General features: G+C 39.1%; 16 protein-coding genes. 6 read left to right on the forward strand and 10 right to left on the reverse strand.

The genetic code is table 11. From position 1 onward, the window contains the following. Positions 1–2: 2 nt before the first annotated feature. The 5 genes from GQR56_RS03085 to seqA all read right to left on the reverse strand — a co-directional run bounded on the left by GQR56_RS03085 (position 3) and on the right by seqA (position 5878). On the reverse strand, positions 3–980 hold the full coding sequence (locus GQR56_RS03085) for an alpha-ketoacid dehydrogenase subunit beta (RefSeq protein ID WP_166109122.1): 978 nt from the start codon (positions 978–980) through the stop codon (positions 3–5). Then, entirely contained in the window at positions 980–2194 is a 1215-nt protein-coding gene (locus tag GQR56_RS03090; protein ID WP_166109123.1) for a thiamine pyrophosphate-dependent dehydrogenase E1 component subunit alpha, read from the reverse strand. The genes GQR56_RS03085 and GQR56_RS03090 overlap by 1 nt, the downstream gene beginning before the upstream one ends. Before the next feature lie 265 nt (positions 2195–2459). Beyond that, on the reverse strand, positions 2460–3512 hold the full coding sequence (gene astE / locus GQR56_RS03095; protein ID WP_166109124.1) for a succinylglutamate desuccinylase: 1053 nt from the start codon (positions 3510–3512) through the stop codon (positions 2460–2462). A gap of 125 nt (positions 3513–3637) precedes the next feature. After that, on the reverse strand, positions 3638–5275 hold the full coding sequence (gene pgm / locus GQR56_RS03100; RefSeq protein ID WP_024612486.1) for a phosphoglucomutase (alpha-D-glucose-1,6-bisphosphate-dependent): 1638 nt from the start codon (positions 5273–5275) through the stop codon (positions 3638–3640). 9 nt (positions 5276–5284) lie between these two features. Beyond that, complete coding sequence (gene seqA / locus GQR56_RS03105; RefSeq protein ID WP_166109125.1) at positions 5285–5878, reverse strand: replication initiation negative regulator SeqA; 594 nt, start codon at positions 5876–5878, stop codon at positions 5285–5287. 241 nt (positions 5879–6119) lie between these two features. Here seqA and GQR56_RS03110 point away from each other — a divergent pair, with 241 nt between their 5' ends. From GQR56_RS03110 to fur, 5 genes are all read left to right on the forward strand, one after another. Continuing rightward, positions 6120–6887, forward strand: coding sequence for an alpha/beta fold hydrolase (locus GQR56_RS03110; RefSeq protein ID WP_166109126.1), 768 nt, complete (start codon positions 6120–6122; stop codon positions 6885–6887). A gap of 95 nt (positions 6888–6982) precedes the next feature. Further along, a complete protein-coding gene (locus GQR56_RS03115; RefSeq protein WP_002962930.1) occupies positions 6983–7204 on the forward strand; it encodes a DUF2788 domain-containing protein in 222 nt (73 codons plus the stop codon). 2 nt (positions 7205–7206) lie between these two features. Continuing rightward, positions 7207–7485, forward strand: a complete 279-nt coding sequence (gene ybfE, locus GQR56_RS03120) for a LexA regulated protein (RefSeq protein ID WP_002962928.1) — start codon at positions 7207–7209, stop codon at positions 7483–7485. 14 nt (positions 7486–7499) lie between these two features. Continuing rightward, positions 7500–8027, forward strand: coding sequence for a flavodoxin FldA (gene fldA / locus GQR56_RS03125; protein ID WP_007586856.1), 528 nt, complete (start codon positions 7500–7502; stop codon positions 8025–8027). Positions 8028–8213: 186 nt separating this feature from the next. After that, positions 8214–8657 carry a ferric iron uptake transcriptional regulator gene (fur, locus tag GQR56_RS03130; RefSeq protein ID WP_024612483.1) on the forward strand — a complete coding sequence of 148 codons (444 nt, stop codon included), beginning with the start codon at positions 8214–8216 and terminating at the stop codon, positions 8655–8657. A 307-nt stretch (positions 8658–8964) separates the two neighbouring features. Here fur and glnS read toward each other — a convergent pair whose 3' ends face one another. Beyond that, a complete protein-coding gene (glnS, locus tag GQR56_RS03135; protein ID WP_024612482.1) occupies positions 8965–10623 on the reverse strand; it encodes a glutamine--tRNA ligase in 1659 nt (552 codons plus the stop codon). A gap of 218 nt (positions 10624–10841) precedes the next feature. Here glnS and GQR56_RS03140 point away from each other — a divergent pair, with 218 nt between their 5' ends. Next, positions 10842–11912 (forward strand): DUF3083 family protein, encoded by a 1071-nt coding sequence (locus GQR56_RS03140; protein ID WP_024612481.1) that lies wholly within the window; start codon positions 10842–10844, stop codon positions 11910–11912. 60 nt (positions 11913–11972) lie between these two features. On the opposite strand, the gene sucD is transcribed toward GQR56_RS03140, so the two are convergent. The 4 genes from sucD to sucA form a co-directional block, all read right to left on the reverse strand. Beyond that, the gene (sucD, locus tag GQR56_RS03145) at positions 11973–12845 is read right to left on the reverse strand and encodes a succinate--CoA ligase subunit alpha (RefSeq protein WP_024612480.1); all 873 of its coding nucleotides are present in this window, start codon (positions 12843–12845) and stop codon (positions 11973–11975) included. Then, on the reverse strand, positions 12845–14011 hold the full coding sequence (gene sucC, locus GQR56_RS03150) for an ADP-forming succinate--CoA ligase subunit beta (protein ID WP_166109127.1): 1167 nt from the start codon (positions 14009–14011) through the stop codon (positions 12845–12847). The genes sucD and sucC overlap by 1 nt, the downstream gene beginning before the upstream one ends. A 177-nt stretch (positions 14012–14188) precedes the next feature. Continuing rightward, positions 14189–15706: a 2-oxoglutarate dehydrogenase complex dihydrolipoyllysine-residue succinyltransferase gene (gene odhB, locus GQR56_RS03155; protein WP_166109128.1), complete on the reverse strand. Its 1518-nt coding sequence runs from the start codon at positions 15704–15706 to the stop codon at positions 14189–14191. Between the two features lie 3 nt (positions 15707–15709). Continuing rightward, complete coding sequence (gene sucA, locus GQR56_RS03160) at positions 15710–18529, reverse strand: 2-oxoglutarate dehydrogenase E1 component (RefSeq protein ID WP_166109129.1); 2820 nt, start codon at positions 18527–18529, stop codon at positions 15710–15712. Between the last annotated feature and the right edge of the window lie 34 nt (positions 18530–18563).

Raw genomic sequence — 18563 nt, forward strand, 5'->3', positions numbered from 1 at the left:
CCCTAAAAATCCATTGATTGTTTAATTGCAGCTAACACTTTTAGTGCGTCCGGTACGTATTCTTTTTCAAGTGCCAATGGGTATGGCGTATCTAAGCCACATACACGAAAAATTGGCGACTCTAAATGCAAGAAACACTCTTGTTGGATTGTCGCGGCTACCTCTGCACCAAAGCCATTGGTTATAGGCGCTTCATGACTCACGATTAAACGGCCGGTTTTAATAACCGATTTAGCAATCGTTTCAACATCCCATGGTAAAATACTACGAAGATCAATAACTTCACAGCTTATACCTTGCTCACTTGCTTGCTTTGCTGCATCTTCAATAATCTCCATTTGAGCACCCCATGCTAAAAGCGTTATATCGGTGCCTTCTTGCACTACTTCCGCTTTGCCTAATTCAATGCTGTAATCTTCTTCGGGTACTTCGCCTGTTGATGCACGATATAGTCGTTTAGGTTCAAAAAAGATAACTGGGTTATCGTCTTTAATTGCTGCGCGTAATAAACCTTTGGCTTGATAAGGGTTACGCGGTACAACCACTTTTAAGCCTGGCGTATGCGCAAAATACGCTTCAGGAGATTGCGAATGGTATAATCCACCGGCAATACCGCCACCATAAGGTGTACGAATAGTTAAATTACCTACATTAAACTCATTACCACTGCGGTAACGAAATTTAGCCGCTTCATTAACTATTTGATCAAACGCTGGAAAAATGTAATCAGCAAATTGAATTTCTGCCAATGCGGGTGCACCAAAAGCAGCTAGGCCATTAGCAAAACCTAAAATACCTTGCTCGGTTAAGGGCGTATTAAAAACGCGGTGCTTACCATACTTTTCTTGTAAGCCCGATGTTGCTCTAAATACACCACCAAAGTAACCAACATCTTCGCCAAAAATACAAGCTTGAGGGTGTTCATTCATAGTGATGTCGAGCGCAGAGTTAATTGCGTGGAGCATATTCATTTTAGCCATTACTTAATTCTCCCTGCTGTTACTGGGTAAGCATCGGGATGCTGTTTTATATGTTCTTTTAATTGCTCGTACTGACGTTGCAATAATGGAATCGGTGTGTCGTAAACATCAGATACCAACTCTTCTAAAGCGGGTTTTGCAACAACTTCAGCACGCTTAAGCGCTGCTAAAATTTCTTCTCGAATCGACTCTTTTGCTTTTACATCGTCCTCTTCGTTTAGCCAATCTTGTTTAACAAGCCACTTTCTGAATTTATCTATTGGACATACTTGATGACTAGCTTCTTCATCTTTAGAGCGATAACCACTTGGGTCGTCTGACGTAGAGTGCGCACCTAATCGATAAGCAATCGATTCAATAAGCACAGGCTCACCTTGTGTTGAGGCTATTTCGCGTGCTTTTTTAGTCGCCGCATAAACAGCAAGTGCATCTGTGCCATCAACACGAATAGTTTTAATACCATAGCCCACACCACGCGAGGCAATACCGTCACCTTTAAACTGCTCATCAGCAGGGGTTGATATTGCATAACCGTTATTACGTGCAAAAAATATAACCGGTGCTCTGTGAACAGCCGCCATATTTAAACCAGCATGAAAGTCACCTTCAGACGCCGCCCCTTCGCCAAAATAACAAATAGTAACGTTATCAATTGGGCTTGCAAGTTCACCTGTTTTAGCGTCTATATGTTTAACTTTTTGACCGTATGCGTAACCTGTAGCTTGGGGTATTTGCGTACCCAATGGCGATGAGATTGTCATGTAGTTTAATTCTTTTGAACCATAATGAATTGGCATTTGACGACCTTTGCCTAAATCAAGCTCGTTTGAAAACATTTGGTTCATAAATTGATCAAGCGTAAAGCCACGATAATGAAGTGCTGCTTGTTCTCGGTATTGCGCCATAATCATGTCGTTTTGATCAAGCGCTGCAGCAGAGGCTGTAACGGCGGCTTCTTCGCCTAAACATTGCATGTAAAAGCTAACACGGCCTTGGCGCTGTGCACCTTGCATGCGCTCATCAAGCAAGCGAATAAAACGCATTGTTTCGTATAATTTAAGTGCGGTATGTTTTGAAATGTCAGGTGCGGTTGCACTAGGATGAATGTCGCCGTCCTCAGTTAAAATACTAAGGGTTGGAATAGTTAACGCATTGCCATCAATAAATTCAAGCTTATGGTTAATATTCAGCGATACGTTATTTGGATTACTCATAACCTACCTTCTTTTGTTGTCGGTAAAAAAGTGCCCCTTTAAATTATTATTATGGGTGATTGTTGCGGAATAAACTTTGCAACATCTGCACTATCTTTAATTAAAGCTACCAACACTTTACGTTAACGTAAAGTGTTATTCAACATGTCTGAGACGAAACAAAAGTAAATATTGGTCAAATAAGTGGCAAGTTAACTATACGGTTATTTTAATGAATACTAATCATATAGTTAACTTTAAATAATGCGTGGTCTGATGAGTTTAATTAAACAAAATCGCTATTAATTTCCATTGGGATAACGGTTAATAACGCTCTTTGTCCTAAAGCTACATTTGCATTAGGGAATATTATTGCTTCACCTTCTACGTCAGCATAAATTGCTGTATCACCATCGGTTGCGAGCAATTCACCTTTAGCAAAGCCTGTAAAGTTCTCGGCATCATCAGAAAAAGGAAAACTAAAATTGTCCTGTGTCCTGTTAATTGTTCTATGCACTGAAAACAACTCAAAGTCTTCTGCATTAAATTTAAGGTATTCAACGTCAGTTTGGCTAATTAATGCAGTCAGTGTTTGCTTTGTTTTTTCAAAACGTGTCATATCGTTTTGCCCAAATGGCTTAACTTGACCCAGCTCTACTGTAAACGAGTCTGCACCATGTACAAATGACGAATAATAGCTAAAAGTTGTCGCAGGTGATTTCATCATTAATACGGTATTTACACCACAGCTTAACAAAAATTGTAGCTGTGATTTTTTCCACGGTTTTCCGTGTAAATATGGATACACGGCAAACTTTTCATTCTTTGATCCACGAATAGCAGTATGTAAATCGTAATGGCATCGGCTACTGCCTTGCTCGCCACGTGTATAAAAATCGCTTACGTATTTCTCAAGCTTTGCAGCGCGGTTTCGCTCATTATTCATTGGTACACCTTCAACAGTATGATGACCATTAAATAATCTATTTAGATTTTCTTCTACAAAACGCAGACCAATATTAATTGATTGTGGATTACCGTAAATAAACAAAGCGCGCTGCTTAAGTATCAGCTCACCTTTTATAATTTGTTTAATGAGTGCATCGCAAATTTCGATTGGGGCGGTCTCGTTACCGTGTACAGCGCTTGAATAAACTACATCCTTTGACGTTGTAACAGCAGGCTGAAACTCAATTACGCCGGTATCGTGTATATTCACACGAGTCCCATTATCTAAAACAAATTCACCTGCATCTAAATGCCATTCGTTGTTACGGCTAAGTGTTAAAAAATCGCCGGTTTGTTTTAATTCATTTAAGTAAGATGGATTGGCTGACATGTAATAAGCCCTTTTATAATATATGTGAGAGTGATTGCTTGTGCATTTATTAGTAACAGTTGCTCAAGTTATAGAAACAAAAACGGCTGATTAAATCAGCCGTTTTAAAAAGTCATTAAATTAAGTTAACTAATAACTGAATCTACAAGCTTTTTAGCTTCTTTTTCAAGTAACGCTAAATGCTCTTCACCTTTGAATGATTCTAGGTAAATTTTATAAATATCTTCGGTACCTGATGGGCGCGCTGCAAACCAACCATTTTCGGTTACTACTTTTAAACCACCAATAGCAGCGCCATTACCTGGTGCATGTGTTAGCTTTTGTAAAATAGGTTCACCTGCAAGCATATCCGCTTTTACATCATCTGCACTTAACGCTTTTAAACGTGATTTTTGACCGCTTGTAGCAGGTGCATCAAGGCGTTTATAAATTGGTGAGCCAAATTCTTGCTCTAATTCTTTATAAAGTACCGACGGTGTTTTACCTGTAACGGCTAATATTTCTGCGGCTAATAGCCCCATAATAAAGCCATCTTTGTCTGTACACCACACAGTGCCATCAAAGCGTAGGAAAGCAGCGCCAGCGCTTTCTTCGCCACCAAAAGCAAGCTTGCCTTTACTTAAGCCATCAACAAACCATTTAAAGCCAACGGGTACTTCTTTTACTTTACGTTCATTTCGGGCAGCTACTTTGTCGATCATTGAACTAGAAACCAGCGTTTTACCAATTTCTACGCTTGAATTCCAATCTCGGTGTTTTATTAGGTAATCAATTGCCACGGCTAGAAAATGATTTGGGTTCATTAATCCATCTGGCGTAACAATACCATGACGGTCATAATCTGGGTCGTTACCAATAGATATATCAAAGTCATCTTTTAGCGCTACAAGATTTGCCATAGAGTATGGTGATGAGCAATCCATACGTATTTTTCCGTCTTTATCTAGTGGCATAAAAGCAAATCGTGGATCAACGTTGTCGTTCACAACCGTTAAATTCAGATCATATTTTTTAGCAATTACAGGCCAAAAATGAATTCCTGAACCACCAAGCGGATCGATACCAACTTTAATACCCGCTTCGCTAATAGCTTTTAGATTAACTATATTTTCTAGGTCGTTAATATAAGGAGTCATTAAGTCTTCGTACTTAATAAATCCAGAACGAGACGCTTTAGCAAATGGAAATAATTCAACTTCAACCAAGTCTTCTAATAAAAGTTGGTTTGCTCTGTCTTCAATCCATTTAGTTACATCGGTATCAGCTGGTCCGCCATTAGGTGGGTTATATTTAAAACCACCGTCTTCAGGGGGATTATGCGAAGGCGTTACTACAATACCGTCTGCAAGCTCATTTGGATGAAGTTTATTATGGCTAACGATTGCATGGCTAATCACTGGTGTTGGCGTAAAATCCCCATCTTCTTGTGTGATCACTTGCACTTCATTCGCAACAAGCACTTCTATTGCAGAGTTAAATGCGGCTTCACTCAATGCATGTGTGTCTTTACCTAAAAATAAAGGACCAAATATATCGTTTTGCTTCCTGTAATCACATATAGCCTGTGTGATTGCTAAAATATGAGATTCATTAAACTTTACATCGTAAGAACAACCACGATGACCAGAGGTACCAAAAGCAACACAATGCTCTGGATTTTGTTCAAGATCAGGTTCATTTAAATAATAAGCAGATACTAATTTTGGTACATTAACCAATGCTGATTGTGGAGCAGTTTTGCCTGCGCCTGAGTGAATAGCCATTATATTTCCTTACAGGTAATCGCGAATTTTTTCAGCTTGCTCTGCGCTATAACCAAGACAAAGAGCAACTTCGTGAAGCATCATTTTTTTGCGTGTAGTATTAGAATTCGTCATAACCCAATATTCACTATCCGTTATGTTTTTAGGATTCATACTACTACCGCTATTAACTAAATCTTCTTTACTTGTAGCAAAGTAGACTCTATCTCGACCTTTTATATCTAATACTGCAGAAAAGTCGGTTTTATGAGTTCGATAAAATGCACTTAAAATAAATAAAAATCGACCAACAACGCCCTTTTGCATTCCCAGTTCTTCTTTATTCAATATATTAAAAACATTAGCGTTTTTTTGCTTCACTGGTGTGACAACAGCTGGAGTTTGTTTATCTGCAATCGATTCAGTTGGCTTTACGCTTGTTAAAGAAGTGGTAGACGTAGTTACGGTTTGATTATTTTGATTAATTTCTACGTTAGCGGATTGAATTTTCTCACCGCTCAGGTTTAATAAACGACGTAAAATAGTGGATGCACTTTCGCCAATACTTTGTGTATTGCTGGCAATATACTGATATAACTCGTCGTCTATGTCGATTTGTTTCATGTTTTTCCTGTTATTACGGGTCACATTTTTTTCTCCCGACTGATTATACCCAAACCAATTAGAAATGCGAGTTACAACAAGCACTCCCGACAACATATACTTTAAACATACAAATAGACTATTATTTAGTTCTTTGTTGTTGAATTAACATTCAAAAGCCCAATTTAATAAATAGTCGCTGTATTTTTTGCTTTTTAAAGCAATGCTCGGCAAACTATGGCGAAATTTTCAGGAGGCTGGTATGCAATTAAATTATAAGCAACAAGGGCAAGGTCCTAATGTTATTTTGATCCATGGGCTTTTTGGCTCATTAGAAAACTTAAACGTAATCGCAAAACCATTAAGTGAAAACTTTAATGTTATTAATGTAGATTTACGCAACCATGGCCTGTCACCTCATAGCAATGAAATGAACTATCCGGCAATGGCACAAGATATTATTGAACTCTTAGCTGATTTAAGTATAGATAAAGTACACTTAGTTGGACACTCTATGGGAGGAAAAGTAGCAATGGAATTGGCACTTACTCACCCAGAGCTTGTAAATAAACTCGTTGTACTTGATATAGCACCTGTTAGTTACCCGGCACGTCATACAAAAATATTACAAGCATTAAAAGCCGTTTCAGCGCAATCAATAGACGATAGAAAGCAAGCTGATGCTATAATGCAGCCGTTTATTGAAGAACTTGGAGTTAGACAATTTTTGCTTAAAAGCTTGGCTAAAAATGATGACGGTCAATTTGCATGGCGATTTAACTTAGATGTGCTTGATAATAAATATTCGACAATCACATCCAATGTTAATGAAAACAATTCTTGTTTATGCGATACTCTTTTCATTAAAGGTAATGAATCTGACTATATTTTGCCTGAGCATCGTAATGCAATTACAGCACGCTTTAAAAACACCAAGGCTAAAATTATTCATGGGGCTGGTCATTGGCTTCATGCCCAAAAGCCACTTGCTGTAAATAAAGCAATAAACGACTTTTTAACTGCGGTTTAAAGTAATTTTAATCGCGTGTTTTTGATTCTGCGCACTAAATATATGTATATTTATATGCTATAGTACGCGCCGTTTAATTTAAAGGTTATACGTTGATGGTCAGTCAGTTAATTAACGAATTTGATACCCTAGGGTTGTATTTTGGCTTAGCCGGTATTTTCATATTCATCGGCATGGCAATTAAAGACGTACTAAAAAGTGGCAATGTACCTAAGTTCGGACAATACATTGTTTGGGGTGTGCTCTTTTTAGGTTGTTCAGGCTTTATTGCTAAAGGGCTGATTCAAGTATTTTGGCAAGGCGCAGGTGTAGGTTAGGCATGGCGAAGTCAGAAACAGATAGAACTACGCTCGATTTATTTGAATACGAAAAACGCCCAGGCAGACCTAAAACCAATCCCCTTTCACGGGATATGCAGTTAAAGGTAAATAAACGTAATCAAATAAAAAGAGATAAAGCACGTGGTTTAAAACGTGTTGAATTTAAAGTTTCATCGCAGTTATATCAAGCATTAAGTGATATGGCAGATGCACAAAATATTAGCCGCAGTGCGCTGATTGAAACGATTTTACAAGAAAGATTGGCTATTGATACATAAAAGGTTTTAAATCCATGGCAAGTGTAGGCATTTTTTTCGGAAGTGACACAGGTAACACAGAACACGTAGCAAAAATGATCCAAAAAGAATTGGGTAAAAAGCTAGTGGCTGTTCATGACATTGCAAAAAGCTCTAAAGAAGAGATTGCTGAATTTGATTTGATCTTATTCGGTATTCCTACTTGGTATTACGGTGAAGCACAATGTGATTGGGATGACTTTTTCCCTGAACTTGAAGAAGTAGACTTTGAAGGCAAACTTGTCGCTATTTTCGGTTGCGGAGACCAAGAAGATTACGCTGAGTACTTTTTAGATGCTATGGGTATGATCAACGATATCGTAACTGAACGTGGCGCTATTGTTGTTGGTCATTGGCCAAGTGAAAGTTATGACTTTGAAGCATCTAAAGGTATGGCTGATGATAAGCACTTTGTAGGCTTAGGTATTGACGAAGACCGTCAACCTGAACTAACAGAACAACGTGTTAAAGCATGGTCTGCTCAAGTATATGAAGAAATGTGTTTAAGTGAATTAGCTGACTAATTTACTGCATATACCGCTAGCTGTTTAAATAATTATCAAACAGTTAGCGTTTTAAGCTTTAGTGGCAATATAAATCAATTGTTCTTTGCACTTAACGCTTAGGCACGTTATCCTGTTTGTTGCTAATGTGTCGTGTACATCTTTGCAAGATGTCTAGTATAACCAAATAAAATTGAGACAGATTTAATGACTGATCATAACTTGGAACTTAAAAAAGCCGGTTTAAAAGTAACTTTACCGCGTATTAAAATATTAGAGATTTTACAATCTCCAGATAACCAACACATCAGCGCTGAAGATGTTTACAAAATTCTTTTGGATCTAGGTGAAGAAATTGGTCTTGCGACCGTATACCGCGTACTTAACCAGTTTGATGATGCAGGTATTGTAAGCCGTCATCATTTTGAAGGTGGTAAGTCTGTATTTGAACTTTCTGGCAGCACCCATCACGACCATTTAGTATGTTTGAAATGTGGTAAAGTTGTAGAGTTTGAAGATGACATGATTGAACGTCGTCAACTTGAAATTTCTGAAGAAAATGGCATAACGCTTACAAACCATTCATTATATTTATACGGTGAGTGTAACGATAAAGCAGCGTGTAAAGAATTTAGCGACGCTAATAGCTAATACCGCTTTTTAAAGCAATAAAAAACCTGCTAAGTGCAGGTTTTTTTGTGCCTAAAATACGCTTGTAATAAATATACCCAGTAAATACTGGGGATATTAAACCTGAACTCTGGTTAAGAGATTTACCAACGTATTCAATCATGGTGATATTTAAATTTATTTTCTCTAGCCAGAGATTTTAAGTGAAAAAAAGGCGAATTCACGCGTCAATAGCTGGCCTATTGCAAGTAAATTCAACGCAGTTAGCGCTGAAAATAGCTGCTCGAGAAAGATTTATTATCCAGAGTTCAGGTTTTTTAGATATTACTTATTGAGTTTTAGACCAAGAATCACGAAGACCCACTGTTTGGTTAAATACAACGTGCTCTGATTTAGAATCACGAGAGAAATAACCAGTACGCTCAAACTGAAAGCCCTGCTCTGCTTGTGAATTAGCAAGGGATGGCTCTAATTTAGCGTTTGATAAAACAACCAGTGACTCTGGATTTAATGTTGTTTCAAACTCATCAGCTGCTGCTGGGTTTGGCACACTAAATAAACGGTCGTATAAACGAACTTCTGCCGTAATAGACTCTGGTACTGAAACCCAGTGAATAACACCTTTTACTTTACGTCCATCACTTGGGTTTTTACCTAGTGTTTCAGTATCGTAAGTACAGAAAATAGTTGTGATTTCGCCATTTTCGTCTTTTTCAACACGCTGGGCTTTAATAACGTAAGCGCCACGTAAGCGAACTTCTTTATCGAGTACTAAACGTTTGAACTTGTTATTTGCTTCTTCTTTAAAGTCTTCTCGTTCAATGTAAATCTCACGAGTAAACGGTACATCACGACGACCCATTTCTTCTTTATTTGGGTGGTTAGCCACAGATAAAATCTCAACCGTGTCTGCATCGTAGTTTTCAATAACAACTTTAACAGGATCGAGTACGGCCATTGCACGTGGTGCATTTTCGTTTAGATCTTCACGGATACACGCTTCAAGCATGCCCATTTCAACCATATTCTCTTGTTTTGTTACACCTATACGCAAACAAAACTCACGAATTGAACCTGGTGTATAACCACGGCGACGTAAACCTGCAATTGTAGGCATGCGTGGGTCATCCCAGCCTTCTACATGGTTATTTACTACTAAATCGCTTAGCTTACGCTTTGACATAATAGTGTATTCAAGATTTAAGCGTGAAAACTCAATTTGCTGTGGGTGACACTCTAAACTGATGTTATCAAGTACCCAGTCGTATAAACGGCGGTTATCTTGAAACTCAAGAGTACATAATGAATGTGTAATGCCCTCTAGCGCATCAGAAATACAATGCGTGAAGTCATACATTGGGTAAATGCACCACTTGTCTGCTGTTTGATGATGATGAGCAAAACGTACGCGATAAATAATTGGATCGCGAAGCACCATAAATGAGCTAGCCATATCAATTTTAGCACGCAGGACACATTCGCCTTCTTTGAATTCGCCAGCACGCATTTTTTCAAATAACGCTAGGTTTTCTTCAACTGATGTATCTCTGTATGGACTATTTTTACCTGGCTCTTTTAATGTGCCACGGTACTGGCGTGCTTCGTCTGCTGTTAAAAAACAAACGTATGCTAAGCCTTTATTTATTAACTCAACAGCATAACCAAATAAAGTATCAAAATAGTTAGAAGAATACTTTATATCGCCATCCCAATTGAAGCCTAACCACTGTACGTCTTCTTTTATAGAATTAACGTAGTTAATGTCTTCTTTTTCTGGGTTTGTATCGTCAAAACGCAGATTACATAAACCATTGTAATCTTTTGCGATGCCAAAGTTTAAACAAATTGATTTGGCATGACCAATATGCAAAAAGCCATTTGGTTCTGGTGGAAAACGTGTATGCGTTGTTGCATGCTTTTTACTTGCTAAGTCTTCATCAATTTTGGTTCTAATAAAGTTACTTGGGCGATTCTCAATTTCCGCCATAGGAGTGTGATCCTCTAAATATTACGTAATAACAAAACTAATGCATTATTACAAAAACATACACTAACATACAGCACTAGATTAAGGTTTATTTTTGATATTGCTTAACTTTAATTCAGCTGAACCATTGTTTATGAATAAAATTTGTTTTAACGCAATATTTAAGTAATCAAAGCCACTTATAGTAGACTAATAACCTACTTTATAAGGACTCGAAGATGGCTACACTTAATCAACATCGCGTTTATATTCCTACTAACGCACGCGCAAATCACTATTTACTAGCCGAAATAACGCCAAATGAAGCGTTCTATAATAGTTTTAGTAATATCAATTGTTGTTATGAACGTATAGCACGTCAGCTATTTGCATGCTGTGATGAATATGAGCTTCATAATGTTCATTTACTCGCAAACGATAAACTACCCGTTGTACGCTTTCATGATGAGTCTTATCAATTAGAAACCGATAAGCAAATGTTGTTTTTTTATAATCCTCGTTATCACGAGGCCCATAAAATTTATTACACTGAAGATATACCAAGTAAAAAAATACGCATTCTATTTTTAGCAACAGGCGACGATTTACGAGCTAACTCTGCAGAGTTTCATAACAAAGTTCAAAAAGTATTAAACACCCTACAAGGACAACTGTTAATAAATCAACCTCAGTTTAAACTACGCGATCATCAGCACTTAACGTATGACTTATTTGCTAAAGAAAAAGGCAATAAGGAGAGCTATGGTTACAAATTAAGAAGTCTCTACCCTCGCTATCAGTCAAGACAATGCAGCATACCCGATGATTATGCAGAGATGACTTACGCCACTTTTACTATACCGGTTTCGCGCGCTATTAAAACGCAGTTTCAAACACTAATGAACACAAACGACTATGCTAGATTTTATGACTACTTTGCTTACTCATTTATACGTGCGTGTCAAAATAACAATCTAAATCATGGGGCTATGGTTGCTAACGGCGCAACGCCTATTATACGAAACAGTAAAATAGATAAAAGTGAAGGTAATAATGAACTTCAAAAGTTAAGTTTTGATATTGAATCTAATGAAAATCAAATTAAGCACTTTTATGAAGCAAGTAAATTAGTAGAAACGTTGCATTTTGTAGTGGTAGCAACGCAACAGGATAAACATGAAATGGGTTACGGTCGATTTATGAACCAAGTAGAAAAAACAATCCATACTTTGTGTAATGAGCTAGCTATAAATAAACAACGCCAAGACTTATCGGTACGTTTTTTTCAGCATATTAGTTATCCATTCTAAATTTTAACCTAATAACAAAAAGGCCCGCATAAGCGGGCCTTTTTAAAGAAAAACAAGCGATTACCAGCCTGTTTTCTCTTTAAGTGCTTTACCGATATCAGCAAGTGAACGTACAGTTTTTACGCCCGCAGCTTCTAATGCAGCAAATTTCTCATCAGCAGTACCTTTACCGCCGGCAATGATTGCGCCAGCGTGACCCATACGCTTACCTTCTGGTGCAGTAACACCAGCAATGTAAGATACTACAGGTTTAGTTACGTGAGCTTTGATGTACTCTGCAGCTTCTTCTTCTGCAGTACCACCAATTTCACCAATCATTACGATTGCTTCAGTTTGTGGATCTTTTTCGAACATTTCTAAAACGTCGATAAAGTTAGTACCTGGAATTGGATCACCACCAATACCAACACACGTAGACTGACCAAAACCAGCATCAGTAGTTTGCTTAACTGCTTCGTACGTTAAAGTACCAGAGCGAGAAACAATACCTACTTTACCAGGTTTGTGGATGTGACCAGGCATGATACCAATCTTAGTTTGACCAGGAGTAATAACACCTGGGCAGTTAGGACCGATCATACGAGTACCTGTTTGATCTAGTTTAACTTTAACGTCAACCATATCAAGAGTAGGAATACCTTCTGTGATACAAACAATAAGCTCGATGCCAGCATCAATAGCTTCTAAGATTGCATCTTTACAGAAAGGAGCTGGTACATAGATAACTGAAGCAGTTGCGCCAGTTTTTTCTACAGCTTCACGAACCGTGTTGAATACAGGAAGACCAAGGTGCGTTTGACCGCCTTTACCTGGGCTTACGCCACCAACCATTTGTGTACCGTATTCAAGTGCTTGCTCTGAGTGGAAAGTACCTTGACCACCAGTGAAACCTTGACAGATAACTTTTGTATCTTTATTAATTAATACAGACATTATTTGCCCTCCGCAGCAGCAACAACTTTCTCAGCAGCGTCTGTTAGTGATTCAGCAGCAATGATATCTAGACCTGAGCTCTTAAGAACTTCACGACCTAACTCAGCATTAGTACCTTCTAAACGTACAACTACTGGTACGGTTACGCCAACTTCTTTAACTGCGCCAATGATACCTTCAGCAATCATGTCACAACGAACGATACCGCCAAAGATGTTCACAAGAACAGCTTTAACATTGTCGTCAGAAAGAATGATTTTGAATGCTTCAGAAACACGTTCTTTAGTAGCACCGCCACCAACATCCAAAAAGTTAGCCGGCTTGCCGCCATGTAGGTTTACGATGTCCATAGTACCCATTGCTAGGCCTGCACCGTTAACCATACAACCAACATTGCCATCTAGGGCTACGTAGTTAAGCTCAAAGCTTGCTGCATGCGCTTCACGTGCATCTTCTTGAGATGGATCGTGGAACTCACGGATTTTAGGTTGACGGTAAAGTGCATTACCATCAATACCGATTTTGCCGTCAAGACAATGAAGATTACCTTCATCTGTAATTACTAACGGGTTGATTTCAAGTAATGCGAAATCAAAATCAGTGAACATTTTACCAAGACCCATGAAGATCTTAACGAACTGTTTCATTTGTACTGGATTAAGACCCAGTTTGAAACCTAGTTCACGTGCTTGGTAAGCTTGAGGACCTACTAACGGGTCGATCTCAGCTTTGTGGATAAGTTCAGGTGTTTCTTCAGCAACAGTTTCAATTTCAACACCGCCTTCAGTAGACGCCATGAAAACAACTTTGCGAGATGCACGGTCAACAACTGCACCAAGGTACAATTCGTTCGCGATATCAGTACAGCTTTCTACTAAAATTTTAGCAACTGGCTGACCTTTTTCGTCTGTTTGGTAAGTAACTAGGTTTTTACCTAACCAGTTAGCTGCAAACGCTTTTACTTCGTCGATAGTTTTAACTAGCTTTACACCGCCAGCTTTACCACGTCCACCTGCGTGAACTTGAGTTTTAACAACCCACATATCACCGCCGATCTTTTCAGCAGCTGCTGCAGCTTCTTCAGGTGTATCGCAAGCGAAACCTTGAGAAACTGGTAAACCATATTCGGCAAAAAGTTGTTTTGCCTGATACTCATGCAAATTCATGATGCTTTATCCAATTTTTTATACTAAAAGAGCTGAATATTTTTTCAAATATACAACTATCCCAAATTGCGCACCTAGTATAGATCCCAAGGCTTAACATGAAAACCCCAGTATGACCAAAGGCGCAAAAAAAAAGCTGTGAATGTTCATTCACAGCTTACATTTCATACTACTGGATTAAACATCCAGCAATAAGCGTGTTGGATCTTCAAGTAACTCTTTAATAGTTACTAAGAAACCAACCGATTCTTTACCATCAATTATACGATGGTCGTAAGAAAGAGCTAAATACATCATAGGAAGTATTTCTACTTTACCATTCACTGCCATAGGACGGTCTTGGATTTTATGCATACCCAAAATTGAAGACTGTGGCAAGTTGATGATAGGTGTAGATAGTAATGAACCAAATACGCCACCATTAGTAATAGTGAAGTTACCACCAGTCATATCTGCAAGCGTTAACTTACCGTCACGACCTTTAAGTGCTAATTCACGGATACCTTTTTCAATTTCAGCAACAGATAGTTTGTCACAATCTTTAAGTACTGGAGTAACTAAACCACGTGGTGTAGATACTGCAATGCTGATATCAAAGTAATTATGGTAAACAATATCATCACCATCAATCGATGCATTTACATCTGGGAAACGCTTAAGAGCTTCAGTTACAGCTTTCACATAGAAAGACATGAAACCTAAACGAATGCCGTGACGCTTTTCAAACGTTTCTTGATACTGCTTACGAAGGCTCATGATTGGTCCCATGTTCACTTCGTTGAATGTAGTTAACATTGCAGTTGAGTTTTTAGCTTCAAGAAGGCGTGTCGCAATCGTTTTACGTAAACGAGTCATAGGTACGCGTTTTTGAGTACGATCGCCCATCGGTGCAGCTGGAGCAGAGGCTTCTGCTTTTTTAGCTGCTGGTGCTGGTGCTTTTAAGAAAGTATCAACGTCTTCTTTAGTCACACGACCATTTTTACCCGTGCCTTTGATTTTAGAAGCGTCTAGGCCTTTCTCAGCAATTAAACGACGAACTGATGGTGTTAACACATCTGAACTTTCGCTTGAATCTGCTGCTGGCGCTGCGTCTGCTTTTGCAGCTGGAGCCGCTGGTGCACCGCCTGCTTTAACCGAACCAATTACTTGTTCGCCTAATACAGTGTCGCCTTCGCCATGAATGATATCACCCATAATACCGTCTTCTTGAGCTACTACTTCAAGAACAACTTTATCTGTTTCAATATCTACCAAGTTTTGGTCACGAGTTACCGCGTCACCTGGTTGTACATGCCATGTAGCAATTGTTGCGTCTGCAACTGATTCTGGAAGTACAGGTACTTTAATATCCACTTCTTTACCTTCTGATGCTGGTGCTGATGGCGCCGCTGGCGCGTCTTCTGATTTAGCTGGTGCTGATTCTTTTGTAGATGAACCTTCACTTGCTGGCGCTGCATCAGCATCACCAAGTAAACCCATAACTTGATCGCCAAGTACGGTTGCACCTTCCTCTTGTGATATTTCTGTGATTACACCGTCATGCTGTGCAACAACTTCTAAAACCACTTTATCTGTTTCAATGTCTACTAAGTTTTGATCGCGAGTTACTTTGTCGCCAACACTTACATGCCATGTAGCAACGGTAGCATCTGCAACCGACTCAGGAAGAACAGGAACTTTAATTTCTGTGCTCATTGCTTATCCTTTATTTTCTATAGTAAGCGCGTCGGCAACGAGCGCTTGTTGTTCTTTAGTATGTACTGACATGTAACCACACGCTGGTGATGCAGACGCTTTACGACCTGCATATTTTAACTTAGCACCTTGTGGAATTGCATCAATAAAGTGATGTTGTGAACAGTACCATGCACCTTGGTTTTGTGGTTCTTCTTGACACCATACAAAATCAGTTACGTGTTGATATTGTTTCATAATCGTTTGCATTTCATCGTGTGGGAACGGATATAATTGTTCTACACGTACAATCGCAACATTATCTAGCTCAAGTTTACGACGCTCTTGTAGTAGTTCGTAATAAACTTTACCGCTACAAAATACAACGCGCTCTACTTTTTCAGGGTTAATATCATCGATTTCGTCGATCATATTATGAAAAACACCTTCAGAAAGTTCTTCAAGTGACGAAGTTGCAAGCGGATGACGAAGTAACGACTTAGGTGTCATAACAATCAGTGGACGACGAAGCGGTCTAACTGATTGACGACGAAGCATTGCATATACTTGAGCTGGTGTTGAAGGTACACATACTTGCATATTGTGATCAGCACATAGTTGTAAAAAACGCTCTAAACGAGCTGAACTATGTTCAGGACCTTGACCTTCATAGCCATGTGGTAGCAATATTGTAAGACCGCATAAACGACCCCACTTTTGCTCACCTGAGCTTAAGAATTGGTCAAATACAACTTGTGCACCATTGGCGAAGTCACCAAATTGCGCTTCCCATATTACGAGAGACTTAGGTTCAGCGGTAGCATAACCATATTCGAACGCAACTACAGCTTCCTCTGATAGAACAGAATCAAAGACTTCAAATGTGCCTTGATCTTCACTTAAATGCTGTAAAGGAGTGTAAGTCATACCATTTGATTGACCATGGACAACAGCATGACGATGAAAGAATGTTCCTCGACCTGTGTCTTGTCCTGTTAAACGAATGTCAGTACCTTCAGACGCAATTGTTGCATAGGCTAAAGTTTCAGCCATACCCCAATCAAGTGGTTTTTCACCTGCAGCCATTAGCTTACGATCGTCATAAATCTTTTTAACGCGAGATTGAGCTTTATGCTGTTCTGGGTAAGAAGCTACTTTTTCGCCAAGGGCTTTAAGCTCCTCTACAGACACGCTAGCATCGTAATCAACATCCCATTCATGACCAATATATTTTGCCCATTCAGAAGAATGTGAAGTCACTGGCTGTATTTCTGAAACAACACAATTACCTTCATCTAATGCATCACGGTACTCATCAGCAAGCGCTTTAACGTCTTGTTCAGAAAAAGAGCCTTCAGCAATAAGTTGATCTGCATAAATTAAACGCGGCACTGGGTGCTTTTTAATTTTTTGGTACATAATCGGCTGTGTTGCATTTGGCTCATCAGCTTCATTATGACCATGGCGACGGTAACACACTAAATCGATAACTACGTCGCGTTTAAACTGGTTTCTGAAATCAAGGGCAAGTTGAGTAACAAATGCAACTGCTTCAGGATCGTCAGAATTAACATGGAATATTGGGGCCTGCACCATTTTTGCGATGTCAGTACAATATGGCGTTGAACGAACGTCATCTTGCTTAGAGGTTGTAAAGCCTACTTGGTTATTGACAACAATACGAATACTACCACCACAACTAAACGCGTTAGTTTGTGACATGTTAAACGTTTCTTGTACAACACCTTGACCAGCAATTGCAGAATCACCATGAATGGTGATAGGTAGCGCTTTAATGCCTGATTTATCACCTAAACGGTCGAGACGACCACGCACTGACCCCATTACAACAGGGTTTACGATTTCTAGATGAGATGGGTTAAAGGCAAGCGCCATATGTACATTGCCACCTTTAGTAGCAAAGTCAGACGAATAACCCATGTGATATTTAACATCACCAGAACTTAGCGTTTCTTTGTGTATACCAGCAAACTCATCAAACAGCTCTGATGGGTTTTTACCAAGTACATTTACAAGAACGTTTAGACGACCACGGTGAGCCATACCAATAACAGCTTCTTGTTGGCCGCTTTCACCTGCTCGGTGAATAAGCTCTTTAAGCATAGGAACTAACGCATCGCCACCTTCAAGTGAAAAGCGCTTAGCACCAGGGAACTTAGACCCTAAATATTTTTCTAGACCATCCGCTGCAGTAAGACCTTTTAAGATACGAAGCTTTTCATCTTTTGAGAATTTAGGCCTAGACTGCACAGATTCTAAACGCTGTTGTAACCAACGCTTTTCTTCTGTCGATGTGATGTGCATATACTCAGCGCCAATAGAACCACAATATGTAGTTTTTAGTGCTTGGTATAATTCACCTAAAGGCATAGTATCGCGCCCTACGGCAAACGATCCTACGTTAAATTCGCGGTCAAAATCACTTGCTGATAAGTCGTGGTACTCTAGCTCTAAATCTCGTACACGCTCTCGTTGCCAAATACCTAATGGATCTAGGTTTGCATTTTGGTGTCCTCGAAAGCGGAAAGCATTAATAAGTTGTAGTACTTTAACCTGTTTAAGGTCACCGCCACTACCCTCTGCTACCACTACTTCTCTATGCTTGTTTTTAGCAAGCTGTGCAAACTGCGCTCGAACTTCTGAATGTTTTACTTCAACATCCACACCATCAACTTTAGGTAATTGTTCGAACACTTCTCGCCATTCATCTGGCACAGAAGTCGCATCGTCTAAATACGCTTCATAAAGCTCTTCTACATAAGCAACGTTGCCGCCGTTTAAATGTGAAGATTCTAGCCATGCCTTCATCACACCTTCGTGCATTTATAAGCCCTTTTTTTTAGCGCAGAAATTAATA

The organism is Pseudoalteromonas sp. Z9A5 (assembly GCF_011378875.1).
Lineage (GTDB): Bacteria > Pseudomonadota > Gammaproteobacteria > Enterobacterales > Alteromonadaceae > Pseudoalteromonas.